The 17896-nt window shown below is 36.9% G+C and carries 18 protein-coding genes and 1 other RNA gene; 7 read left to right on the top strand and 12 right to left on the bottom strand.

Annotated features, from left to right (window positions below):
• Positions 1–3: 3 nt before the first annotated feature.
• The 5 genes from P9Q65_RS03370 to P9Q65_RS03350 form a co-directional block, all read right to left on the bottom strand.
• Positions 4–810, bottom strand: a complete 807-nt coding sequence (locus P9Q65_RS03370) for an N-acetylmuramoyl-L-alanine amidase family protein (protein ID WP_304507814.1) — start codon at positions 808–810, stop codon at positions 4–6.
• Between the two features lie 135 nt (positions 811–945).
• Positions 946–1629 (bottom strand): MBL fold metallo-hydrolase, encoded by a 684-nt coding sequence (locus tag P9Q65_RS03365; RefSeq protein ID WP_304507813.1) that lies wholly within the window; start codon positions 1627–1629, stop codon positions 946–948.
• 174 nt (positions 1630–1803) lie between these two features.
• Positions 1804–2319, bottom strand: a complete 516-nt coding sequence (locus P9Q65_RS03360) for an SOS response-associated peptidase family protein (RefSeq protein WP_304507812.1) — start codon at positions 2317–2319, stop codon at positions 1804–1806.
• A 49-nt stretch (positions 2320–2368) separates the two neighbouring features.
• Positions 2369–2929 carry a beta-class carbonic anhydrase gene (locus P9Q65_RS03355; protein WP_304507811.1) on the bottom strand — a complete coding sequence of 187 codons (561 nt, stop codon included), beginning with the start codon at positions 2927–2929 and terminating at the stop codon, positions 2369–2371.
• On the bottom strand, positions 2926–3135 hold the full coding sequence (locus P9Q65_RS03350; protein WP_304507810.1) for a hypothetical protein: 210 nt from the start codon (positions 3133–3135) through the stop codon (positions 2926–2928). The genes P9Q65_RS03355 and P9Q65_RS03350 overlap by 4 nt, the downstream gene beginning before the upstream one ends.
• Before the next feature lie 516 nt (positions 3136–3651).
• On the opposite strand from P9Q65_RS03350, the gene P9Q65_RS03345 reads away from it, so the two are divergent.
• From P9Q65_RS03345 to P9Q65_RS13375, 7 genes are all read left to right on the top strand, one after another.
• On the top strand, positions 3652–4131 hold the full coding sequence (locus P9Q65_RS03345; protein ID WP_304507808.1) for a hypothetical protein: 480 nt from the start codon (positions 3652–3654) through the stop codon (positions 4129–4131).
• 47 nt (positions 4132–4178) lie between these two features.
• The gene (locus tag P9Q65_RS03340) at positions 4179–4475 is read left to right on the top strand and encodes a hypothetical protein (protein WP_304507807.1); all 297 of its coding nucleotides are present in this window, start codon (positions 4179–4181) and stop codon (positions 4473–4475) included.
• Positions 4476–4549: 74 nt separating this feature from the next.
• Positions 4550–4756, top strand: a complete 207-nt coding sequence (locus P9Q65_RS03335) for a hypothetical protein (protein ID WP_304507806.1) — start codon at positions 4550–4552, stop codon at positions 4754–4756.
• 234 nt (positions 4757–4990) lie between these two features.
• Positions 4991–5512: a hypothetical protein gene (locus tag P9Q65_RS03330; RefSeq protein ID WP_304507804.1), complete on the top strand. Its 522-nt coding sequence runs from the start codon at positions 4991–4993 to the stop codon at positions 5510–5512.
• A gap of 634 nt (positions 5513–6146) precedes the next feature.
• Positions 6147–6953, top strand: a complete 807-nt coding sequence (locus tag P9Q65_RS03325; protein ID WP_304507802.1) for a C39 family peptidase — start codon at positions 6147–6149, stop codon at positions 6951–6953.
• Between the two features lie 117 nt (positions 6954–7070).
• Entirely contained in the window at positions 7071–8258 is a 1188-nt protein-coding gene (locus P9Q65_RS03320) for a hypothetical protein (RefSeq protein WP_304507801.1), read from the top strand.
• 51 nt (positions 8259–8309) lie between these two features.
• Complete coding sequence (locus tag P9Q65_RS13375; protein WP_442870832.1) at positions 8310–8594, top strand: tyrosine-type recombinase/integrase; 285 nt, start codon at positions 8310–8312, stop codon at positions 8592–8594.
• A 272-nt stretch (positions 8595–8866) separates the two neighbouring features.
• Here P9Q65_RS13375 and rnpB read toward each other — a convergent pair.
• The 7 genes from rnpB to P9Q65_RS03285 all read right to left on the bottom strand — a co-directional run bounded on the left by rnpB (position 8867) and on the right by P9Q65_RS03285 (position 17758).
• Positions 8867–9200: RNase P RNA component class A (gene rnpB, locus P9Q65_RS03315), an RNA gene on the bottom strand.
• Positions 9201–9233: 33 nt separating this feature from the next.
• Positions 9234–10886 carry a nucleoside kinase gene (locus tag P9Q65_RS03310; protein ID WP_304507874.1) on the bottom strand — a complete coding sequence of 551 codons (1653 nt, stop codon included), beginning with the start codon at positions 10884–10886 and terminating at the stop codon, positions 9234–9236.
• Between the two features lie 28 nt (positions 10887–10914).
• On the bottom strand, positions 10915–12039 hold the full coding sequence (locus P9Q65_RS03305; RefSeq protein ID WP_304507799.1) for a Nif3-like dinuclear metal center hexameric protein: 1125 nt from the start codon (positions 12037–12039) through the stop codon (positions 10915–10917).
• Positions 12030–12716, bottom strand: coding sequence for a tRNA (adenine(22)-N(1))-methyltransferase (locus P9Q65_RS03300; protein WP_304507798.1), 687 nt, complete (start codon positions 12714–12716; stop codon positions 12030–12032). The genes P9Q65_RS03305 and P9Q65_RS03300 overlap by 10 nt, the downstream gene beginning before the upstream one ends.
• Before the next feature lie 944 nt (positions 12717–13660).
• The gene (rpoD, locus tag P9Q65_RS03295) at positions 13661–14734 is read right to left on the bottom strand and encodes an RNA polymerase sigma factor RpoD (RefSeq protein ID WP_304507797.1); all 1074 of its coding nucleotides are present in this window, start codon (positions 14732–14734) and stop codon (positions 13661–13663) included.
• Positions 14735–14773: 39 nt separating this feature from the next.
• Positions 14774–16561 (bottom strand): DNA primase, encoded by a 1788-nt coding sequence (gene dnaG / locus P9Q65_RS03290; protein ID WP_304507796.1) that lies wholly within the window; start codon positions 16559–16561, stop codon positions 14774–14776.
• A gap of 183 nt (positions 16562–16744) precedes the next feature.
• Positions 16745–17758 carry a deoxyguanosinetriphosphate triphosphohydrolase gene (locus P9Q65_RS03285; protein ID WP_304507795.1) on the bottom strand — a complete coding sequence of 338 codons (1014 nt, stop codon included), beginning with the start codon at positions 17756–17758 and terminating at the stop codon, positions 16745–16747.
• Positions 17759–17896: the final 138 nt, after the last annotated feature.

The following is a 17896-nucleotide window of genomic DNA, read 5'->3' as shown; positions in this document are numbered from 1 at the left end:
AGGTTATTTTTCCCCTCCATGTTCCAAGCTCTCTAAATACTTGCATATCCCATGGTAGTATGCCTCCGCAGCTTTTGTACACCCCTCGTCAGAGCCGAAATCATTCACATCCTGCTGATTGGTAACAAAACATTGCTCCACCAGCACAGCGGGACAAGTCATATTTTTTAGCATCCCAAAGGTATCATAATCATAAATTTTCGTATCTGTGGAGTCCAACAACAGCTTGTCGGAATTTCCCTCTTCATCGGGAACATAATAACCAAATCTAATGCCATCAGTCCCTCGAAGTCTTGCTCCTGCCCCCTCCATTTCTTTCGCTATGTATTGGGCAAACACCAAACTTTCCTCATAGTTTGTTTTGCCCGGAGGCGAAGGATAACACTCAAAACCAAAGGCAGATGCATCTTCACCAGAATTTGCATGAATAGAAAGCACTAGGCTTGGCTTTGCCCTTTGAAACAATTTGTTTCTATCGGTAATGCTTTTCCCATCCCCTTCGTTACGAGAAAGCACCACCCGAAAGCGGCCATCTGCCTTCAGAAGTTCTGCCAGCTTCGCCGTTGTTTTTTCCGTCAAATCAACTTCTCGGATCACCCCCACAGCGCCTGTATCAACACCGCCGTGGCCTGCATCCAACCCTATGATATACGGCTTACTGTAATGAAAATAAAGCTGAAATCCAACATATCCCAATACAAAAAGAAAAAGCAATAATATCAGCTTTGCCTGCAATCTGACTTTTCTGCGCCTACGCCGTTTTTTCTGTTTTCTCGGGGGCTGATATTCCCGCCAATTTTTGCCCTTCATACTCTGTCACTCCCAATTTTCATTGACTACACATCAAAAGGCAGAGATCTGTACCTTCTCTGACTAAGGTAAGTTTCAATCCTTCAAAACACCTCTTCGTGGAAAAACTTAATTCTCCTCCAAGTTATTTTTGCTTCAAAACTCAAATTTTTGGTTTTCTTTCGTAATATTCTGTATTTTATCCCCATAGTTTTTTTCTTTTAACATCCCACAGACATCAAACCTACCCCAAAAATGCATGGGGAAAACAGCAGCCGCCCCAACTTCCTGCATAAAATAATCAGTTGCCCAACAATATTTATCTTCCAGACGCAAATCCGCAGGAATAAATGCCAAATCAAATTTTTTGCCCTTTATTTTTTGAATTTCTCCCTTATAACTCTTGGCGATTTCGTCATTAAATTCTTTGCCTTCTCCATTCCAATGCCACCAATTTAAATCCCCAGCATGATAGATCATCTTTCCGTCCACCTCTACCGCAAAAGCAACGCCTTCATCATTGGAAAGCAATGTTTCGATCTGCATTCCGTGGAATTCATAGGTTGCATGGGGTTTCACGTATAGACCTTCCCCCTGAAAATCCGAAGTGAGGCTCGTTTCATCAGAAATCACATAAGACACCGTTTTAGCCCAATCCAATATTTTTGCATCAAAATGGTCATTATGACTATGGGATACAAAAAAAACAATATCCTTCCCCTGATAATTTTCAGGGTTAAAATAATCAAAACGTCCCCCTTGAGAATAATAATCGAATACAAGAACTTTATTTTGTGTCTCCACTAAAAACCCGCTGTGATTCAAATAAGTTACATTCATAGAAAGCCTCCTGTTTATTTTATATACGATTAAAAATACCCAAAATTTCTTTTTTTACAACGCTCTTATATTGTTTTAATATCAGATAATATATCTCCGCTTAAACCAATTGTATCATACTTTTCTACACTTTTTCTCCTCGTAAAAAAGACTTAAGATTTTCTCAAGCCTTTTCTATCCTTTTACATATTCTTTTTTTAATACACGGACTCCTTGAGATAACAAAAATTCAGAGGCAGAAGGGTCATAAAGCCATACACGTAGTTCATTTTCATCTAATATTAATGGCATTCGGTGATGAACCTCTTCCACCGTTCCCCTGCTATGGGTAGTTAATATCACAATTTGCGTTTCCGCTCCTTGGTTTCGAAATAAAGCCGCAAAATAGAGTAAACTCTTGTTGTTCATGGAGAATTCAAAGCAATGATGGTTCTGATCCCACTCAAAAAAACTATGTGCCGGGACAATACATCGACCATGTTCAAAACAACTTTGAAATAGTTTTTTTGACAATGCTGTCTCCTGCCTTGCATTATAAATCAATTTTCCGTTTTGGATTTGAAACCCCCAATGTCCTACAGTTGCTGTGGTTTTCCCCTCGTTGGATACCAATAGATATGGGATTTCATTGGATGGGCGTAGAATTTCCGGCAATTCAATATTGGGGGTTTTTCTGTGTATTTCACCCATAATTTTTTGAACCGCCTTGCTATCTTCCATTTGCCGCCATAAAAACTGCCTACACATGCTGAACTTGCCGAACCTCACCAGTCTCAGGGTTCATGACAAAGCCGTAAACCTCTACGCCGCTATGAATCAACGGATGTGTTTTTATGATTCCCATGGTTTTTTCCACTGCCTGGCAAACATCCCCAAATCCTGTCATCCACTCAATGGGATTTCGGTGATTTCGTTCCGCTTCATCCAAAGCCTCTTGGGTAATTCCTTTGGATTTCATTTTTTCTACAATTTTCTCTCCATCCAAAATTCTCACACCGCAATCATCATGACCGATTACCAATACCGTATCTACACCCAGTTCGTAAATTGCAACCAGCAAACTAAAAATCACACTGCCATAAGGATGGCTGATTTGCCCACCTGCATTTTTTATGATTTTTACATCACCATTTTTAAATCCCAAAGCCGCCGGTAAAAGCTCCGTCATTCTGGTATCCATACAGGATAAAATCGCTATTTTACGATCAGGATATTTCGACGTTGCATATTTTGAAAAAAGCTCATTATCTACAAATACTCGGTTATATTCCAGCATTTTATTTACCCGCTCATTCATCATTTATCCTCCTCTTTTTTGTTACTTGGTCTTACTTTGCTCTTCATAACAAAATAAAGCAATAAAAACCATAAAACAATCAAACCCAATACAACAGCAATCATATTATTTATTAAACTGTCCACCGAAAAAAAATGTATCCACAAAAAAAGACCTACGGCAACAATTAAAAAATATACCCCTGACACAATTTGCATATATCCCTTCACTTTTTGCGCCTCACCTTCACGAAAGCATTTTTTTACAAAAAAAGCCCTTTTGTAAAAAAGAACCTGAATAAACATCGTCATAACAATAAATCAAACTAAAATATCGGTAAAGAAATTTCACCCTAAATTTAACTTATAATATCAAAAAAAAAGCCTTCTGTAAAGTTAAGTTATCGCAGTAGTTTTGTGTAAAACATAAACCATTTTAAAAAATGACAAAAGATGTCGAAATTTCAATCTTGACTACATTTGTAGCGACATGCTATCGTAGAAACGAAAACAAAATGCACAATGTTTTTAAAAAATAAGATTACAAGGTTGGCATGAATTTTAAAGGACGTCTATTGTACCCTCCAGATATAAAACTACTTTTAAAGTATACGAAAGGGGGCGTCATATGAATATTCCTATTGCAGACAATATTAATCTGTTTAGTACAAGGGCCTCTATCACAGGTTATTCTCAAAAATGGTCTTCACCAAAAATTTAGGTAACAGTTATACAGAGGGCTACGGAGTGGTTAAAGGATACTCGAATGATTCAGATTCTGACTTATGGTATCTGGATATGCAAAGTAATGCTAGAATTAAAACCCCAGGAGCTGGAATTGGGTTAAGAAGCTTTGAATGGGAAATTACAAAAGACAACAAGAAAGCAACATTAACAGATTGGACGCCATCAAGCACAATCGTAGCAAAGACCGAAGGGTTTCCGATTTCTGTATCTTTGGAATTGCCTAAATTCAAAGGGATAACACCTACTGTAGGAACTGATTTTGCATTATTTCAAAAGAAAGATACCTTGCAGGCAGGTGCTTCTTCATCTAAATATAGCTTTAAATATTATAATAATCCAGATTCTGGTGTAATAAATACAGCATATTTGCTCTATTACCCAAATTATCAAGACTTAAATGCAGTTGTTGAATATGATCTTAATGGAAGAGATACAGAATGGTCATGGACATGGAAGATGGGATATAACTTTCTATATTAATAGTATAATTTGAGAGCAATATAAGTATTAAGGGGCTGAGTTAATACATGAAGAAGATATATTTAAAATTTATGCATTTATCCTTGTTTTCTGCAATGCTGATTTTAGTAGGCTGTACACAACAAATTAGACATAATGATAAGCTCGAATCTCAAAAACTATCTTATCAGGTATCAAGTGAATCGTTAGGTAAGATTGATAATATCGGCACATATATGATAGAATATGACATTGATATGAAGAAAATTATTGAAACATCTGGTGAAAAAATAGAATGTAGAAAAATTAAACACATTGGTATTTTCAATACAACTTATTGGCTTAATAAAAATAGTCAGAATTGAGCAAATAATGGATAAAAATTATATGCTTATCTTCAATTTAGAATCTTATAAGTGAATTTTTAAAGGAGCATGGTATGAAAAATAAAAGAAAAGACATAAGAACATTAACAATTATTTCAATACTATTCAGCCCTTTGTTTGGAGGGCTTATTGGTAGATTTGTTGGATATTTAAATATGTTAAATTTGCCTCATATATATTTAGATGCGGGATTGTGTTATTTAGGGGCTATTGCTTGGATAGTAGCATCGCTATTCTTTTATTTTACTTATGAAGAATAGTCGAGGAATTATAGATCATCTAGTAGAACTATATATAATTTGATACCTAACGCTCAAAAAACAGCCCCATCTAATTCATATTAGTTGGGGCTGTTTTAAAGGATTTACATTACATATAGGGGATGTGTAGCAATATATTGTAGTATTTGATACTAAAAAACTATAATAATATCATATCATATGATATGATATTATTATAGTGGTCAAGCTTTTATTACTTAATAGAGGGATTATATGAAATTATCAGATAGTATAAAAACAAAAATTTTATTACTTATTTGTATTAGTACAATATCATTATTGGAATTATACTGGGGATTTCAAGTGGGCACGGAGTATAGAGGAACCTATTCTGTGGCTATTTTTATTCCATTCATAATACAACCCTGTTGGTATTATATGGTATTGTTTAGAAAGCACAGGGATTATTCAAAGATAACAAAGATAAAAATTATTAGTATTGTTCTAATTTCATTTATTTTACCTTTAATAATTTATTATACGATACCAAATTATACATATAATGATGGAAAACGCTTTGTAGAACAATATATGAACTTGGATAGAAAAGCTGAATTTATCAATTATTCGTATAGTGAATCCACTGTACCTGTACTTAATTGCGAAAAATCATTGTTAGGTTGCAGTCGAAAGTATTATTATGGTATAAAATTAGATAAAGAAAATAAATATGTTACAGTAAATGCTGTATCAGGTAAAGTAACACAATTATCAGAAGGATATTGGGGCGAATAAGCAGTATGTATTCCCCCCTATTTGATATGTAAAGTACAAACGTCAGTTTAGTTTATAGGTGCATTAAAAATTAAGAAAAATACGGTTGTTTTGAAGTGAATAAAGATAAAAAATCCTTTAACTTTATAAATTAAGGATTTTTTTTATATATATGTAAAGTCTGTGACTTTGGTATAAAAACAGTTGCTTAACCTACACACCTAACAAACTTAACGGATTTCTTACATTAGTGTTTTAAAGGTTGGTTATGTTCATAACACTTTCAATATTTTTTAGTTAAAATTAAGCAAATTAATATTATCCATAGGTAAATATATTTACCATCTTAAAAGCTTTTACATGAGCCGTATTTAAACTTAGATGTTTTGGCATAAATATATTTAATAAAAGTTGCGTCGAAAAGCAAATAATCATTTTAAAAATGACAAAAGATGTCGAAATTCTAGACTTGACTATGTTTGTAGTATCATGCTACCGTAGAGGTGAAAACAAAGTGCACAATGTTTTTAAAAAATAAGATTAAAAGGTTGGCATGAATTAAATTAAAACATAATTTGCAAAAAGTATACAATTTAATTGATGTCGATTATACATTAACGTTAAACCAAAAAAGATTTAAAGGGGGCATATTATTATGTTTAAAACGAAAAAATTATTTACTGGGGTACTCACAGTAGCAATGATTGCATCAATGGGAACGATGGCATTTGCAAATGACCTAACGGCAAATGAATCTAAAGCTAAAATTGATACATCTGCACTTTCTGTTTCAGGTGATGCTGGACATGTTTCCAAAAGTGCATTATCTGAAGCAGATATACAAGCAATTTTAAATGGTAAATCTAATAAATTGTCAAGCCGTAGTAACATTCAAGATAACTCCGTAATTGAAAAACTGAGTGCACTCTCACAATCAAAAGTTGCACGTTCTGCTTCATCAGGTGGGGCATTAGGTGTTAAAGTTTTCACTCAGGAGCGGAATTATTATTGTGGCCCAGCTACCGTCAAACAGACACTTCATTATATTAATGGATACTCAAGCTCACAAAATACTATAGCTAATGCAATTGGTACAACTAGTGCTGGTAGTGATTTAGAGCCAATGGTTGAATATATTAATGACAATAAAGATTATGGCTCCACTTATGTTATAATATCTCAGCCAAGCAAAAGCAAAATTCTGCGTATGGTAGAGTATGCTGTAGATCACGAAACACCTGTCGTATGCAGACTAAGATTTAAAAGAACCGGAAACTGGGAGTATAAAACAAATGGACACTTTTTGAACGCAAACGGATATAATTCCTATGGAGATGAAATTTTACTAACCGATCCTAATATTAAAAATGTTAGGCCATCAGCAGGCGGAAGCTATTGGGTAACTTTAACCGAGTTATACAACGCAACTAATGACCACTTTGCACAAGAAATGGCATATTAATTTTATTTCATAGGCTGTCATAATTTGGAGTTTTATATAACAGGAAGTCAGATACCAATGTTCTTAATTTCACTTTTATGATAGCCTAATTCAATTTGACAAGGAGATTTTATCACTATGAAAAAACTATTGGTACTGATGCTATGCTTTTTATGTTTAACTGGGTGCGCAGCAAATACTGTTCCTACATCAAAGGAAAGTAATGTAAAAGAAATTGATGCTTCTGCTCCAATGGGCATAGTAATAAATAAATCCGATACAGAAAAAATCAATTTGCCAAATGAAGCAGATATACTTTTCTTTGATGATAAGCAAATTATTTATTCTGTAGAAGAATGGGATAAGAGCAATGAGTTTTTAAATATACAATTTTATAAATATACCATTGCAGAAGATGCCACTGTAAAGTTATTTGATCTCACAGACTACAAATTTATTTCTGGACGAATATCTAGTCATGATGGCAAACTGTATATCCCTTGCTTATTTAAGAATGACATAAATAAAATTTTTGAGGTGAATTTGTCTACAGGGGATACCTCTGCATTCTATGAATGGACTGGCAATACATTTATTTGCAATACATATGTAGAGAATAATACTTTGTTTGTATTTGAAATCATTCCAGTAGACGAAAGTGCATCAAGTGAAAGTGGTACAAATTACAAAGTCACATCGTTTAACCTGCAAAATTCTTCTCAAAAAGAAATTATGTCTGGTAAGTATCAAAATGGGACCGGAGATGTAATTTCCTGTATTACTGTAAATGACGGCGCAATGTTTCTATACACATTGAAATATGATAATTACAGCGAGAGTACACACATATTAACCTATAATATATCTTCTGAAGAGTTTACAGAAATACCGTTAATCTCAAGTAAACTATCAAAAATTGGTGATGATCCTGTAATGGATATGTATGCGATTGGAAATAATCTGATTTTTCATACTTTAAACGGACAAATATTAATAGAACAAATACAAAGTAATAAAGATTTGATACCTATGATTATTCCGGATGAATTGGGTTCAGACATAAGTAGCCGTTATTCAGTATTAGATTCTATAGGAAAAATAGATGATTATTTATACTTTGGAACTACAAATTCGCAAGAAAATACTATTTACAAATTCGACTATGTGAAACAAGAGTTTGTACCAATTAAATTTGATTTTAATCAAGATAAATTGAATATTTTAAATCATTATTTCACGAATAAAACTGGGGATATCATCATGAAAAGCAAGAATGACTCTAACGCAGAAGTAACTTATTTTTTAGTAAAAAAAGACCTTCTTTAGAAATGACCCTCAAAATTAGCAAAATTTAAGTTTATTCTTTAATGACCGTTTTTGGAATATCCATTTTATTTTAGTGTCTGCACGGATTATAATCTAATTCAAAATATTACCGCATTTAACAATACCATAAAGAGAGTCCTTAAATACATAGGTATTGAAGAACAGGGTCTATCATCTCATATTTTTAGACATTCATTTGTCATGAGTATGCTAGCAAACAAGACAGAACCGGAAAAGATAATCCGTTTCACAGGACACTCCAGCGTAGCTGAGCTGGAACTCTACTTACATTTTAATGTAGATGATCTAAGAGATTGTCTTCAAGACGTTGCTTAATTTTATACAAAAGCCTAAAGATTATATATTAACTAATCTTTAGGCTTTTTCTTTTAACAAGTTTAAAATTTTTTCGTTAATATTCTATATTGCCATTTCACCCAAACCTCAGTATAATGAAGAAAATCTAATATAGCAAAAAATGAGTATTTCATATAAGGAACCCGGCATTATATCTTGTAAAAACGATATAATAAGTAATTTTTACATTTGACAATCAAACGTAAAAAATCCCCTAAAATCAATGATTCTAGGGGATAACTTGTTAAAGTATCGTGAGCAAGCCATGTAAGCCGGGTTCTGTCGTGGACAGCCATCTATCTTGGTCTGTTGTTGCCAACAGCATCATGCGACATTTATAGAAACAGGACGAGCAGCCCTATCGTTTCTTTTCGTCTTGCTTCGGGTGGGGTTTACAGAGCCTCCCCTGTTACCAGAAGAGCGGTGGGCTCTTACCCCACCTTTCCATCCTTACCTGTAAAAACAGGCGGTTTATTTCTGTTGCACTTTCCTTAGAGTCGCCTCCACCGGTTGTTAACCGGCACCCTGCTCTGCGAAGCCCGGACTTTCCTCACCTTTATGGGGCGCGACCATCCAGCTTACTCACGAACACCATTATACGACATCCTTTTTCTATTGTCAAACCTTGAAACAGCTTCCTCCAACAAATTCCTTAATGAGGGAATTATTGGGTATTTCAGTTCCGGGCGCAGCCAGAAAATATCCTAAAAATTTGATTAAACGTTTTGCAGTGATATACTCCGGCTTGGAAGGGTCAATGGCAAATAACAGCGGCTCAGCATATTGCTTTAGAACACTTAACTCATATATTGTGGCGGAATTAAAAATCGCATCCGCATTTTCCTGATATGGGAAAATATTCTCCTCTTCCCCCTTCTTTACCATATTCCAAGACTCAATGGTAGCAGCACCGTCTCTGCCTCTAAATTGATTATCACGAACCATTCGACGAATCAAACGACTATCAGAAGTAGAAATTCTATTATGGTCATCAATATTTAACTGGGTAATTGCATTAATAAAAATTTTAAACTTATTTTCGTCGGGAATTTCTGAAGTCAATCTGCCATTTAAACCGTGAATTCCCTCAATAACTAAAATTTCATCTTTATCCAGCTGAATATAATTGCCTCTATATTCCCGGGTTCCGCTCACAAAGTTAAAGGTGGGAATTTCCACTCTATCCCCTGCAATAATCCTTTTTAAATCCTCGTTTAATTGCTTCAAATCCAATGCATCAATACTCTCGAAATTTTTATTTCCAAGCTCATCTACAGGGGTAAACTCACGATTTACAAAATAATCATCTAAGGAAATTTTATGAGGACGAACCCCTAAAGCCCGAAGCTGAATGCATAAACGGTTTGCAAAAGAGGTCTTCCCCGATGAAGATGGTCCTGCAATTAAAACCATTTTTACTTGATCTATTTTATGAAAAATCTGATCTGCAATCTGAGCAATTTTCTTTTCATGGAGAGCTTCATTAATTCGTATTAAGTCGCCAAACTCTCCCCTTACCAAAGTATTATTTAAATCAGCCACATTTGCAACACCCATAAGTTGGCACCATTTCATCTGCTCCATATAAACTGCACTGATTTTTTTAAGCTGCAACGGCGGCTCAATTATATTTGGATTGTTTGCCTCAGGCATTTGAATCATAAACCCATTTTCATGCAGCGTGAGCTGAAATACATTTAGCGCTCCTGTTGAAACAGGCATATATCCATAAAAATAGTCAAAGAAACCTTCTATTTCATACAAATTGACATTGGAAGCACGACGGAAACGGAGCAATTCTACCTTATCAAACATACATTGGTTTTTCATAATTTCAATGGCTTTATCCTTTCGGAAAGTGTGCTTAACAATTGTTAAATCAGCCCTTGTATACTCATCCATTTTTTCTTTTATTTTGCCCAATAAATCATCATCCATTGTGACCTTCGGTTTGGCAATTTCACAATATAAGTTTCCTTTTAATGAATGTTCAATAATCAACGATGCATCTTTCCCAAATAAATCATAAATTGCTTTTACCAGTAAAAAAGACACCCCTCTGTGATATACCCGCATTCCTTCTTCATGGGAGATATCCAGAAAAGAAACAGGGGTATCATCATGAATTTTATTGTGTAATTCTCTCAGTCGATTTCCTTGCTTTGCCACCATAATACAGCCTAAACAATATCCCTCAAAACTTTCCGCCAATGCTCCGTAAGTAATACCTTCTTCCACCATAACATCTTTTCCCATAACATTAATCTGCATTTGCTCCAAAACAACTCCTCCTATTCCATCAAATTGACCAGAATGTCTGCCCATTTATCTTTGAACATGCCACTTCTAATTCCCAGCCCTTTTCTTTCACTTCCTTGCATAATGCCTCCTGTAACACAGGTACAATAAGTACTTCGCTGGCATAATGGGTAATATCTCCAACACAAAGTCCCATCTCCAAGGCTCTTTGGGCTTCATGAAATTTTAAATCCCCTGTTAAATAAAGATCTGCGCCCTGTTTTTTTGCAGATGCCATGTATTCCACGCCACTTCCGGTGCAAAGACCTATACGTTGAATCATCCGGTTGGGATCACCTACAAGGCGAATCAACTGCCCCAAGGCAAGTTTTTCCTTTAATAATACTGCAAACTCAGAGAAAATCATAGGCTTTTTTAAGTCCCCAATGCGGCCAATGCCTTCTTTCCCGCCTTTCTGCTCCACGGGATAAATATCGTAAGCCACTTCCTCATAAGGGTGAACATCTATCATTGCTTCCATGATTTTTTCTACCCTTCCTTCTGGGGCAATGGTTTCCAATCGCACCTCCGAAGTTTTTTCTAAAACTCCTTGTGAACCAATATAGGGAGATGTCCCATCCAAGGGTAAAAAAGTACCCTCTCCTGTCGTTTGGAAGGTACAATGAGAGTATCCACCAATATGCCCGCCACCTGCCGTACACATAGCTTCACGCACCACATCTAAGTGGCTTTCCGGTACATAGGTTACAATTTTTTTTAGATTTTCTGACCATGTTTCCTGGAGAATTTCCACATTGGTAAGGCCGATCATCTTCGCCAAAACATCATTGGTGCCCCCTTTTGCAACATCTAAATTGGTATGAGCAGAAAGGGCAGCCACTTTATTTTCAATCAATTTATAAATCCGCTTACCTAGGGCGTCGCTTTTTGTAATGCTATTTATCTTCTTAAAGAGCAGCATGGGGTGATGGGTTAGTATTAAATCTGCGCCAATTTCAATGGCTTCATCTATCACAGAATCTATGGCATCCAAAGCAATTAAAACCTTCTTTACTTCTTGGTGGGGATCGCCTATAGCAAGCCCCGTATTATCCCAGCTTTCCGCTAAATCATGGGGTGCAACACCCTCCATAAATGCCACAATATCCTTCACTGTTACAAGCATGTCAAAGCCTCCCTCATGAATCTCAATTTCTCTCTTACCTGCACCAAACGCTCTTTGGCGTTTTCGGTGGAGCTTTCCAGCAACCTTTGCTCCACCAAACGATATTTTTTCTCTTCGGTGGTTAATAATTCTTTTAGTAAGGGGTTCTTTTGTGCCAATAATCTTTTTCCATATAAATAATCAATTTCCCGCTGATATTTTTCTTCTCCCGGAATACAACGCATAATATTATAATATTTTCCATCTTCCTTCATCATCATCTCTGATTCAATAGAAAATCCAATGGTATGCAAAAAACGGCGCACTGCATCCACATCATGCTGTGGCGCCAAAATCAGCTCTTTTAAAGTTGCCACAACCTCTGGACTATCCTTTAATATTCGTACTGTAAGCATACCGCCCATACCTGCAATTACTGCCGTTTCCGCCTCCCCAGGTTGTATAGGCATAAGGCCGCTGCCCAGTCTGGGTTCAATAAAATCTTGGGCTTTGTGCAAAAGAATATTCTCCCTTGCTTTTTCCAATGGCCCCATTCGCACATCACAGGCAAAAGCTTTCCTAATCTTCCCTATTCTATGTAGGTATATAGGTACATAACCGTGATCCGTTCCAATATCCGCCACAACGGTATAGGAAACCAAAGCTGCAACAGCCTGCAGTCTTTTTGATATATCCATATATTTTTCCTTTCTATGTCAAAGTTTATTCCCATCGTTCCAGCTATACAACGATTTTCCAAAAAACTGTAAAATAAATCTTTTCTTGCACATTGCAGACCATTTTAAAATAAAATATTTAATTTTTTCTGTAGTCTTCACCTTTTTATAAAAATATATCACAGCATCCTCTTTAAAGCAATGAAAGAAGGGACTTTATTCAGTCTTTGGAACAGAAATTGTGTTACGTATAGGTAATTTCAATAAACTATCTCCCCGTTTTTTTGGAATAAAAACCCTATATATATCATTCCTCTTACGCAACAAATTTGAATTGTTGGGAGAACTCATCAGATTCTTCAAATTCTGCAAGACACATGAATATTAAATATTATATTATAAAAAATTATTTAATAATATTGACATAGCAAACGTTTTAATATATGATATATGTAAATTTATGGATATTACATGTGTACCACTTAATATTTTTTGCAGCAAGAAAATTATTTTGTTTTAAATTAAATTTAAAAACCAGTTATCAGACAGGCGGTGCTTCCATTACATATAGCCTAGACCAGTACGCCAAAAAAGTCAGATGACAAAAAGCGGAAAAGAACTTTTTATTATATCCATTCGTAGTATCATCACCCTGCTCGGCATCATAATTTGTTTATTCAAATTCCCAAAAGCCGAAATTTATGGAACATATAGCACGAATCAATAATATAAATAATACTACTTAACTTTTGCCCAAATAACCCTTCCAATAAAAATGGGAATCGGACATGTTGCAAATTTTGAAATGAGCAGCCTGTCCTTTTTCCATCCAAATTATTATAAGAATCATACCCTTAATAAAAAACGCCCTCCGGTTCCATTAAGGAAGCCGAATGGCGATTTCTTATTTCTATATTCAGAGACAAAACAATGCTTAAAAACATTTATCCATTGAACACTTATAATTATTCCAAATAGTCTTTCAATTTTTTACTGCGGCTGGGATGACGCAGCTTTCTAAGTGCCTTTGCCTCAATCTGGCGAATACGTTCACGGGTAACGTTAAATTCTTTTCCTACCTCTTCCAAGGTTCTTGCTCGTCCATCATCCAAACCAAAACGCAAACGCAATACCTTTTCTTCTCTATCAGTCAGTGTATCCAGCACCTCAATGAGCTGTTCTTTCAGCAATGTGAAGGCTGCCGCTTCCGCAGGAGCAGGAATATCATCATCGGGTATAAAATCTCCCAAATGACTGTCCTCTTCCTCACCGATGGGAGTCTCCAAAGAAACCGGCTCCTGGGCAATTTTCATAATTTCACGAACCTTATCCTCGGACATCTGCATTTCCACTGCCAGTTCTTCTGCCGTTGGTTCACGCCCCAACTCCTGCAAGAGCTGTCTGGAAATACGAATCAATTTGTTGATTGTTTCTACCATATGCACGGGAATACGGATGGTTCTTGCCTGATCGGCAATGGCACGGGTAATCGCCTGTCTAATCCACCAGGTTGCATAGGTACTGAATTTATATCCTTTATGGTAATCAAACTTTTCGACTGCCTTAATTAACCCCAGATTCCCTTCCTGAATGAGATCCAAGAACAGCATCCCTCTACCCACATAGCGCTTTGCAATGCTGACAACCAAACGCAGGTTGGCTTCGGCAAGCTTCTTCTTTGCTTCCTCATCGCCATCTTCCATACGCTGGGCAAGATCAACTTCCTCATCTGCACTTAACAGGGGAACCTTACCGATTTCCTTTAAATACATACGAACGGGATCGTCAATATTGATGCCCTCGGGTAATGTCAGATCCAGATCCTTTTCAATCTCCTCTTCCGCTTCTATGTTACCTAAAACATCAATTCCTTGAGATTCCAGATACTCATAAATACGTTCAATTCGGTCGGGGTCAAGGTCCAAATCCGCCAAATGATCCATGATCTCTTTATATTCTAATACACCCTTTTTCTTTTTTCCATGCTGCACCAGTTCCTCTAAACGGGTCAACAACGTAGTTTCTTCGACGGATTTCAACGCAATCCTTCCTTTCTCTGCTCTTATAGTCTAACCATCTTAGATGGTAATATACAGGGAATCCAGCATTCTTTTGGCTTCCACCAGCCTTTGTATTTCTTCCACTGTGGTGGCGGCAGCCGTAAACTTGTCAATTTTCGTCCGTTTCAGTAGTTTTACCGCTTCATTTATCGCCTTTTGTAAATCTTCCTTACTTTGGGCGGAAAGTTGGATTGCGAAAATCTCCGTTACAGGCTTTTGCTCGGCTCCATTTTCAAAAAAACTTACCAGTTCTGCGGGAAAAACACTGCCGCTATCCCGCCATAATTGGCCAATTGCCTGAAAAACCCGAAAATAGAGTTCTTCGGTAAAATCCTCTTTCTCTAAAACGCTTACTAACTTTTCATAAATTTTTTGTTCCGACGCACAATAGTACAAGATACTTCTTTGAGCCTCTCTGAGTCCCTTTTCCCTATGGTGTTCCACATTACTTGCTTTTTGATTCATTTGTCGTCTCTTTTCGGCCTCTTTTTGAAAAGCATCCTCCTCTTTTTGCACGCGCTTATCAATTTCACTTCGTATTGCTGCCTCTTCCACCCCTGTCATGCGGCTCACCTCACCTGCGTATACATTCCTTTCAATGGCGTTATCCAACTTTGAAAGAATGTCTGCCGCCTCTGTGGCAAAGCGTACCCTATGCTCAGGGTTTTTCAAATTATACTTTTTGTGAATACAGGCTATTTCAAAAGAAATATAATGCACTGCATTTATCAATAACTTTGAAAATTCTAAGGCACCGTTTTGCTTGATAAATTCGTCGGGATCCTTTCCATCAGGCACTTGGGTCACCCGAACACGAAAACCATTTGCAGTTAAAACAGGAATGGCCCTTAATGCAGCATTGGTTCCCGCCTCATCACTGTCATACAGTAGAATAATGTCCTCGGCGAACTTTTTTAATGTTCGGGCATGATCTTGATTAAAAGCTGTCCCCAAAGCTGCCACCACATTATGAAACCCGGCTTGATAAAGAGAAATCATATCCATATAGCCTTCTACCAATATCAGTTCCTTCTTTCGGGCTGCCTTGGCAAAATTTAGGCCGTAAAGATTTCTGCTTTTACTAAACAAAATTGTTTCCGGTGAATTTAAGTATTTTGGCTCTCCCTTTTTAATGATTCGTCCTCCAAAACCAACAACTCTGCCTTGGGGATCGAATATAGGAAACATAAGCCTGCCACGAAAGCGATCATGATATCCGTTTTTATCCTTATTTTCAATGACTAAACCACTTTTCAGCATATCATTGATGGCGTATCCTTTTTCTTTTAAATACTCCAGCAAAGCACCTCGGCGCTCCGGCGCATAGCCTAAACCGAATTTTCGGCTGACCGCCGGCTGCAACTTTCTTCTTTCCATATAGCTGCGTGCTTCGGCTCCTTCTTCACTTTGCAAAATATCATAATAAAACCGCCCCGCAACACTATGAATCTCAAACAGTTTCGCCTTTAATTGCTCCGCCGCCAAGACCTGCCCGCTTTTTTCCGGTTCCGGCAGGGTAATATGTGCACGGTCTGCCAGTTTTTTCATAGCTTCCGGAAAATCACAGTTTTCCATTTCCATGATAAAACCAAAAACATTTCCTGCAGCACCGCATCCAAAGCAATAATAAAATTGTTTCTCGCTGTTGACGGAAAAGGATGGCGTTTTTTCATTGTGAAACGGGCAGAGTCCGAAATAAGAATTTCCCTTTCTTTTCAATGGCACATACTGAGAGATTACCTCAACGATGTCGTTTTGCAAACGAACCTCTTCCACGATTTCACGGGGATAACGCAACACCAACACCTACCTTTTCCTTCCATTTTTCTATAAACAGGCCAAAAGGAAGTGAACCTTTTCTTGCACTCCCTTCTCGAATATAATAATTCGACAGAAACTTTAAAAATCCTTTTACAATCCTTTATTTTGTATATATGCCCAAAAAACTATGTAAAAATGACATTGTTTTCTAAAATTACATCCATCATTTCAACTCTTTCTCCATTCTCTGGGAATAAAAAGCTCCATATATTTGGCTACCGCGAATCGATCGGTCATACAGGCGATGTAATCACATGCCACCTTCCATAGGGATTCCCCATCCTGCAATAGCTGTAAAAACTCTCCCTCCATAACTTCCGGATGGTTTATATAGAATTTATATAAATCCTCGATTATTTTTTCTGCTTTTTCATGCTCCTCCATGGCAATCTCACTCATGTAAACATTTTGAAACATAAACTCTCTCAGGTTCATCAAGGTTTCCCGCATTTGCATACTCATACGGATTTCATTCAAACCGGCACTATTTCCAATGGTATCCCTTATCATTGCATTGATCCGGTTGCTGGAAGTGTTACCAATAAGCGCAACAATTTCCTCCGGGATATTCTCAGGCTTCAACATACCCGCCCGTACAGCATCATCAATATCATGATTGGTATAGGCAATTTTATCTGAAAGCTGAACCACCTTTCCCTCCATAGTGGCTGGGTTCCCGCTGGTACGATGGTTTAAAATTCCATCACGAACCTCCCAGGTCAAATTCAAGCCTTCCCCATTTTTCTCCAACCGCTCAACAACCCGCAAACTTTGCTCATTATGAGAAAAACCGCCATGGGTTTTACAAAGCTTGGACAGTTTTCGCTCCCCCGCATGGCCAAAGGGAGTATGGCCTAAGTCGTGACCCAAAGCAATTGCCTCTGTTAAATCTTCATTCAAGCTTAATGCCCTTGCGATACTTCTTGCAATTTGAGCAACCTCCAGGGTATGGGTTAAACGTGTTCGATAATGATCTCCCTCGGGAGAAATAAAAACCTGAGTTTTGTGCTTCATACGGCGAAAGGACTTACAGTGGATAATGCGGTCTCTATCCCTTTGAAAATCCGTGCGAATATCACATTTTTCCTCGGGTCTCTCTCTCCCTTTGGTGTCAACGCTTTTTTTTGCATATTCCCCAAGAATCTTTTCTTCTCTTGCCTCTTGTAAGAGCCGCAACTCCATACTATCCCTCCTTTTAATCCTAAACCCTATTCTTATACTAAAAAAATACGTCATCCCCAGCAAAAATCCTCTTTTTATTCCAGAATATTACGCATTTCTAAAAACCCTGCTATAAAAGTAGTTTTGTAAATAAAGAAA

This window comes from Anaerotignum sp. (assembly GCF_030625865.1).
GTDB lineage: Bacteria > Bacillota > Clostridia > Lachnospirales > Anaerotignaceae > Chakrabartyella.
This window is presented reverse-complemented; position numbering and strand designations above follow the sequence as displayed.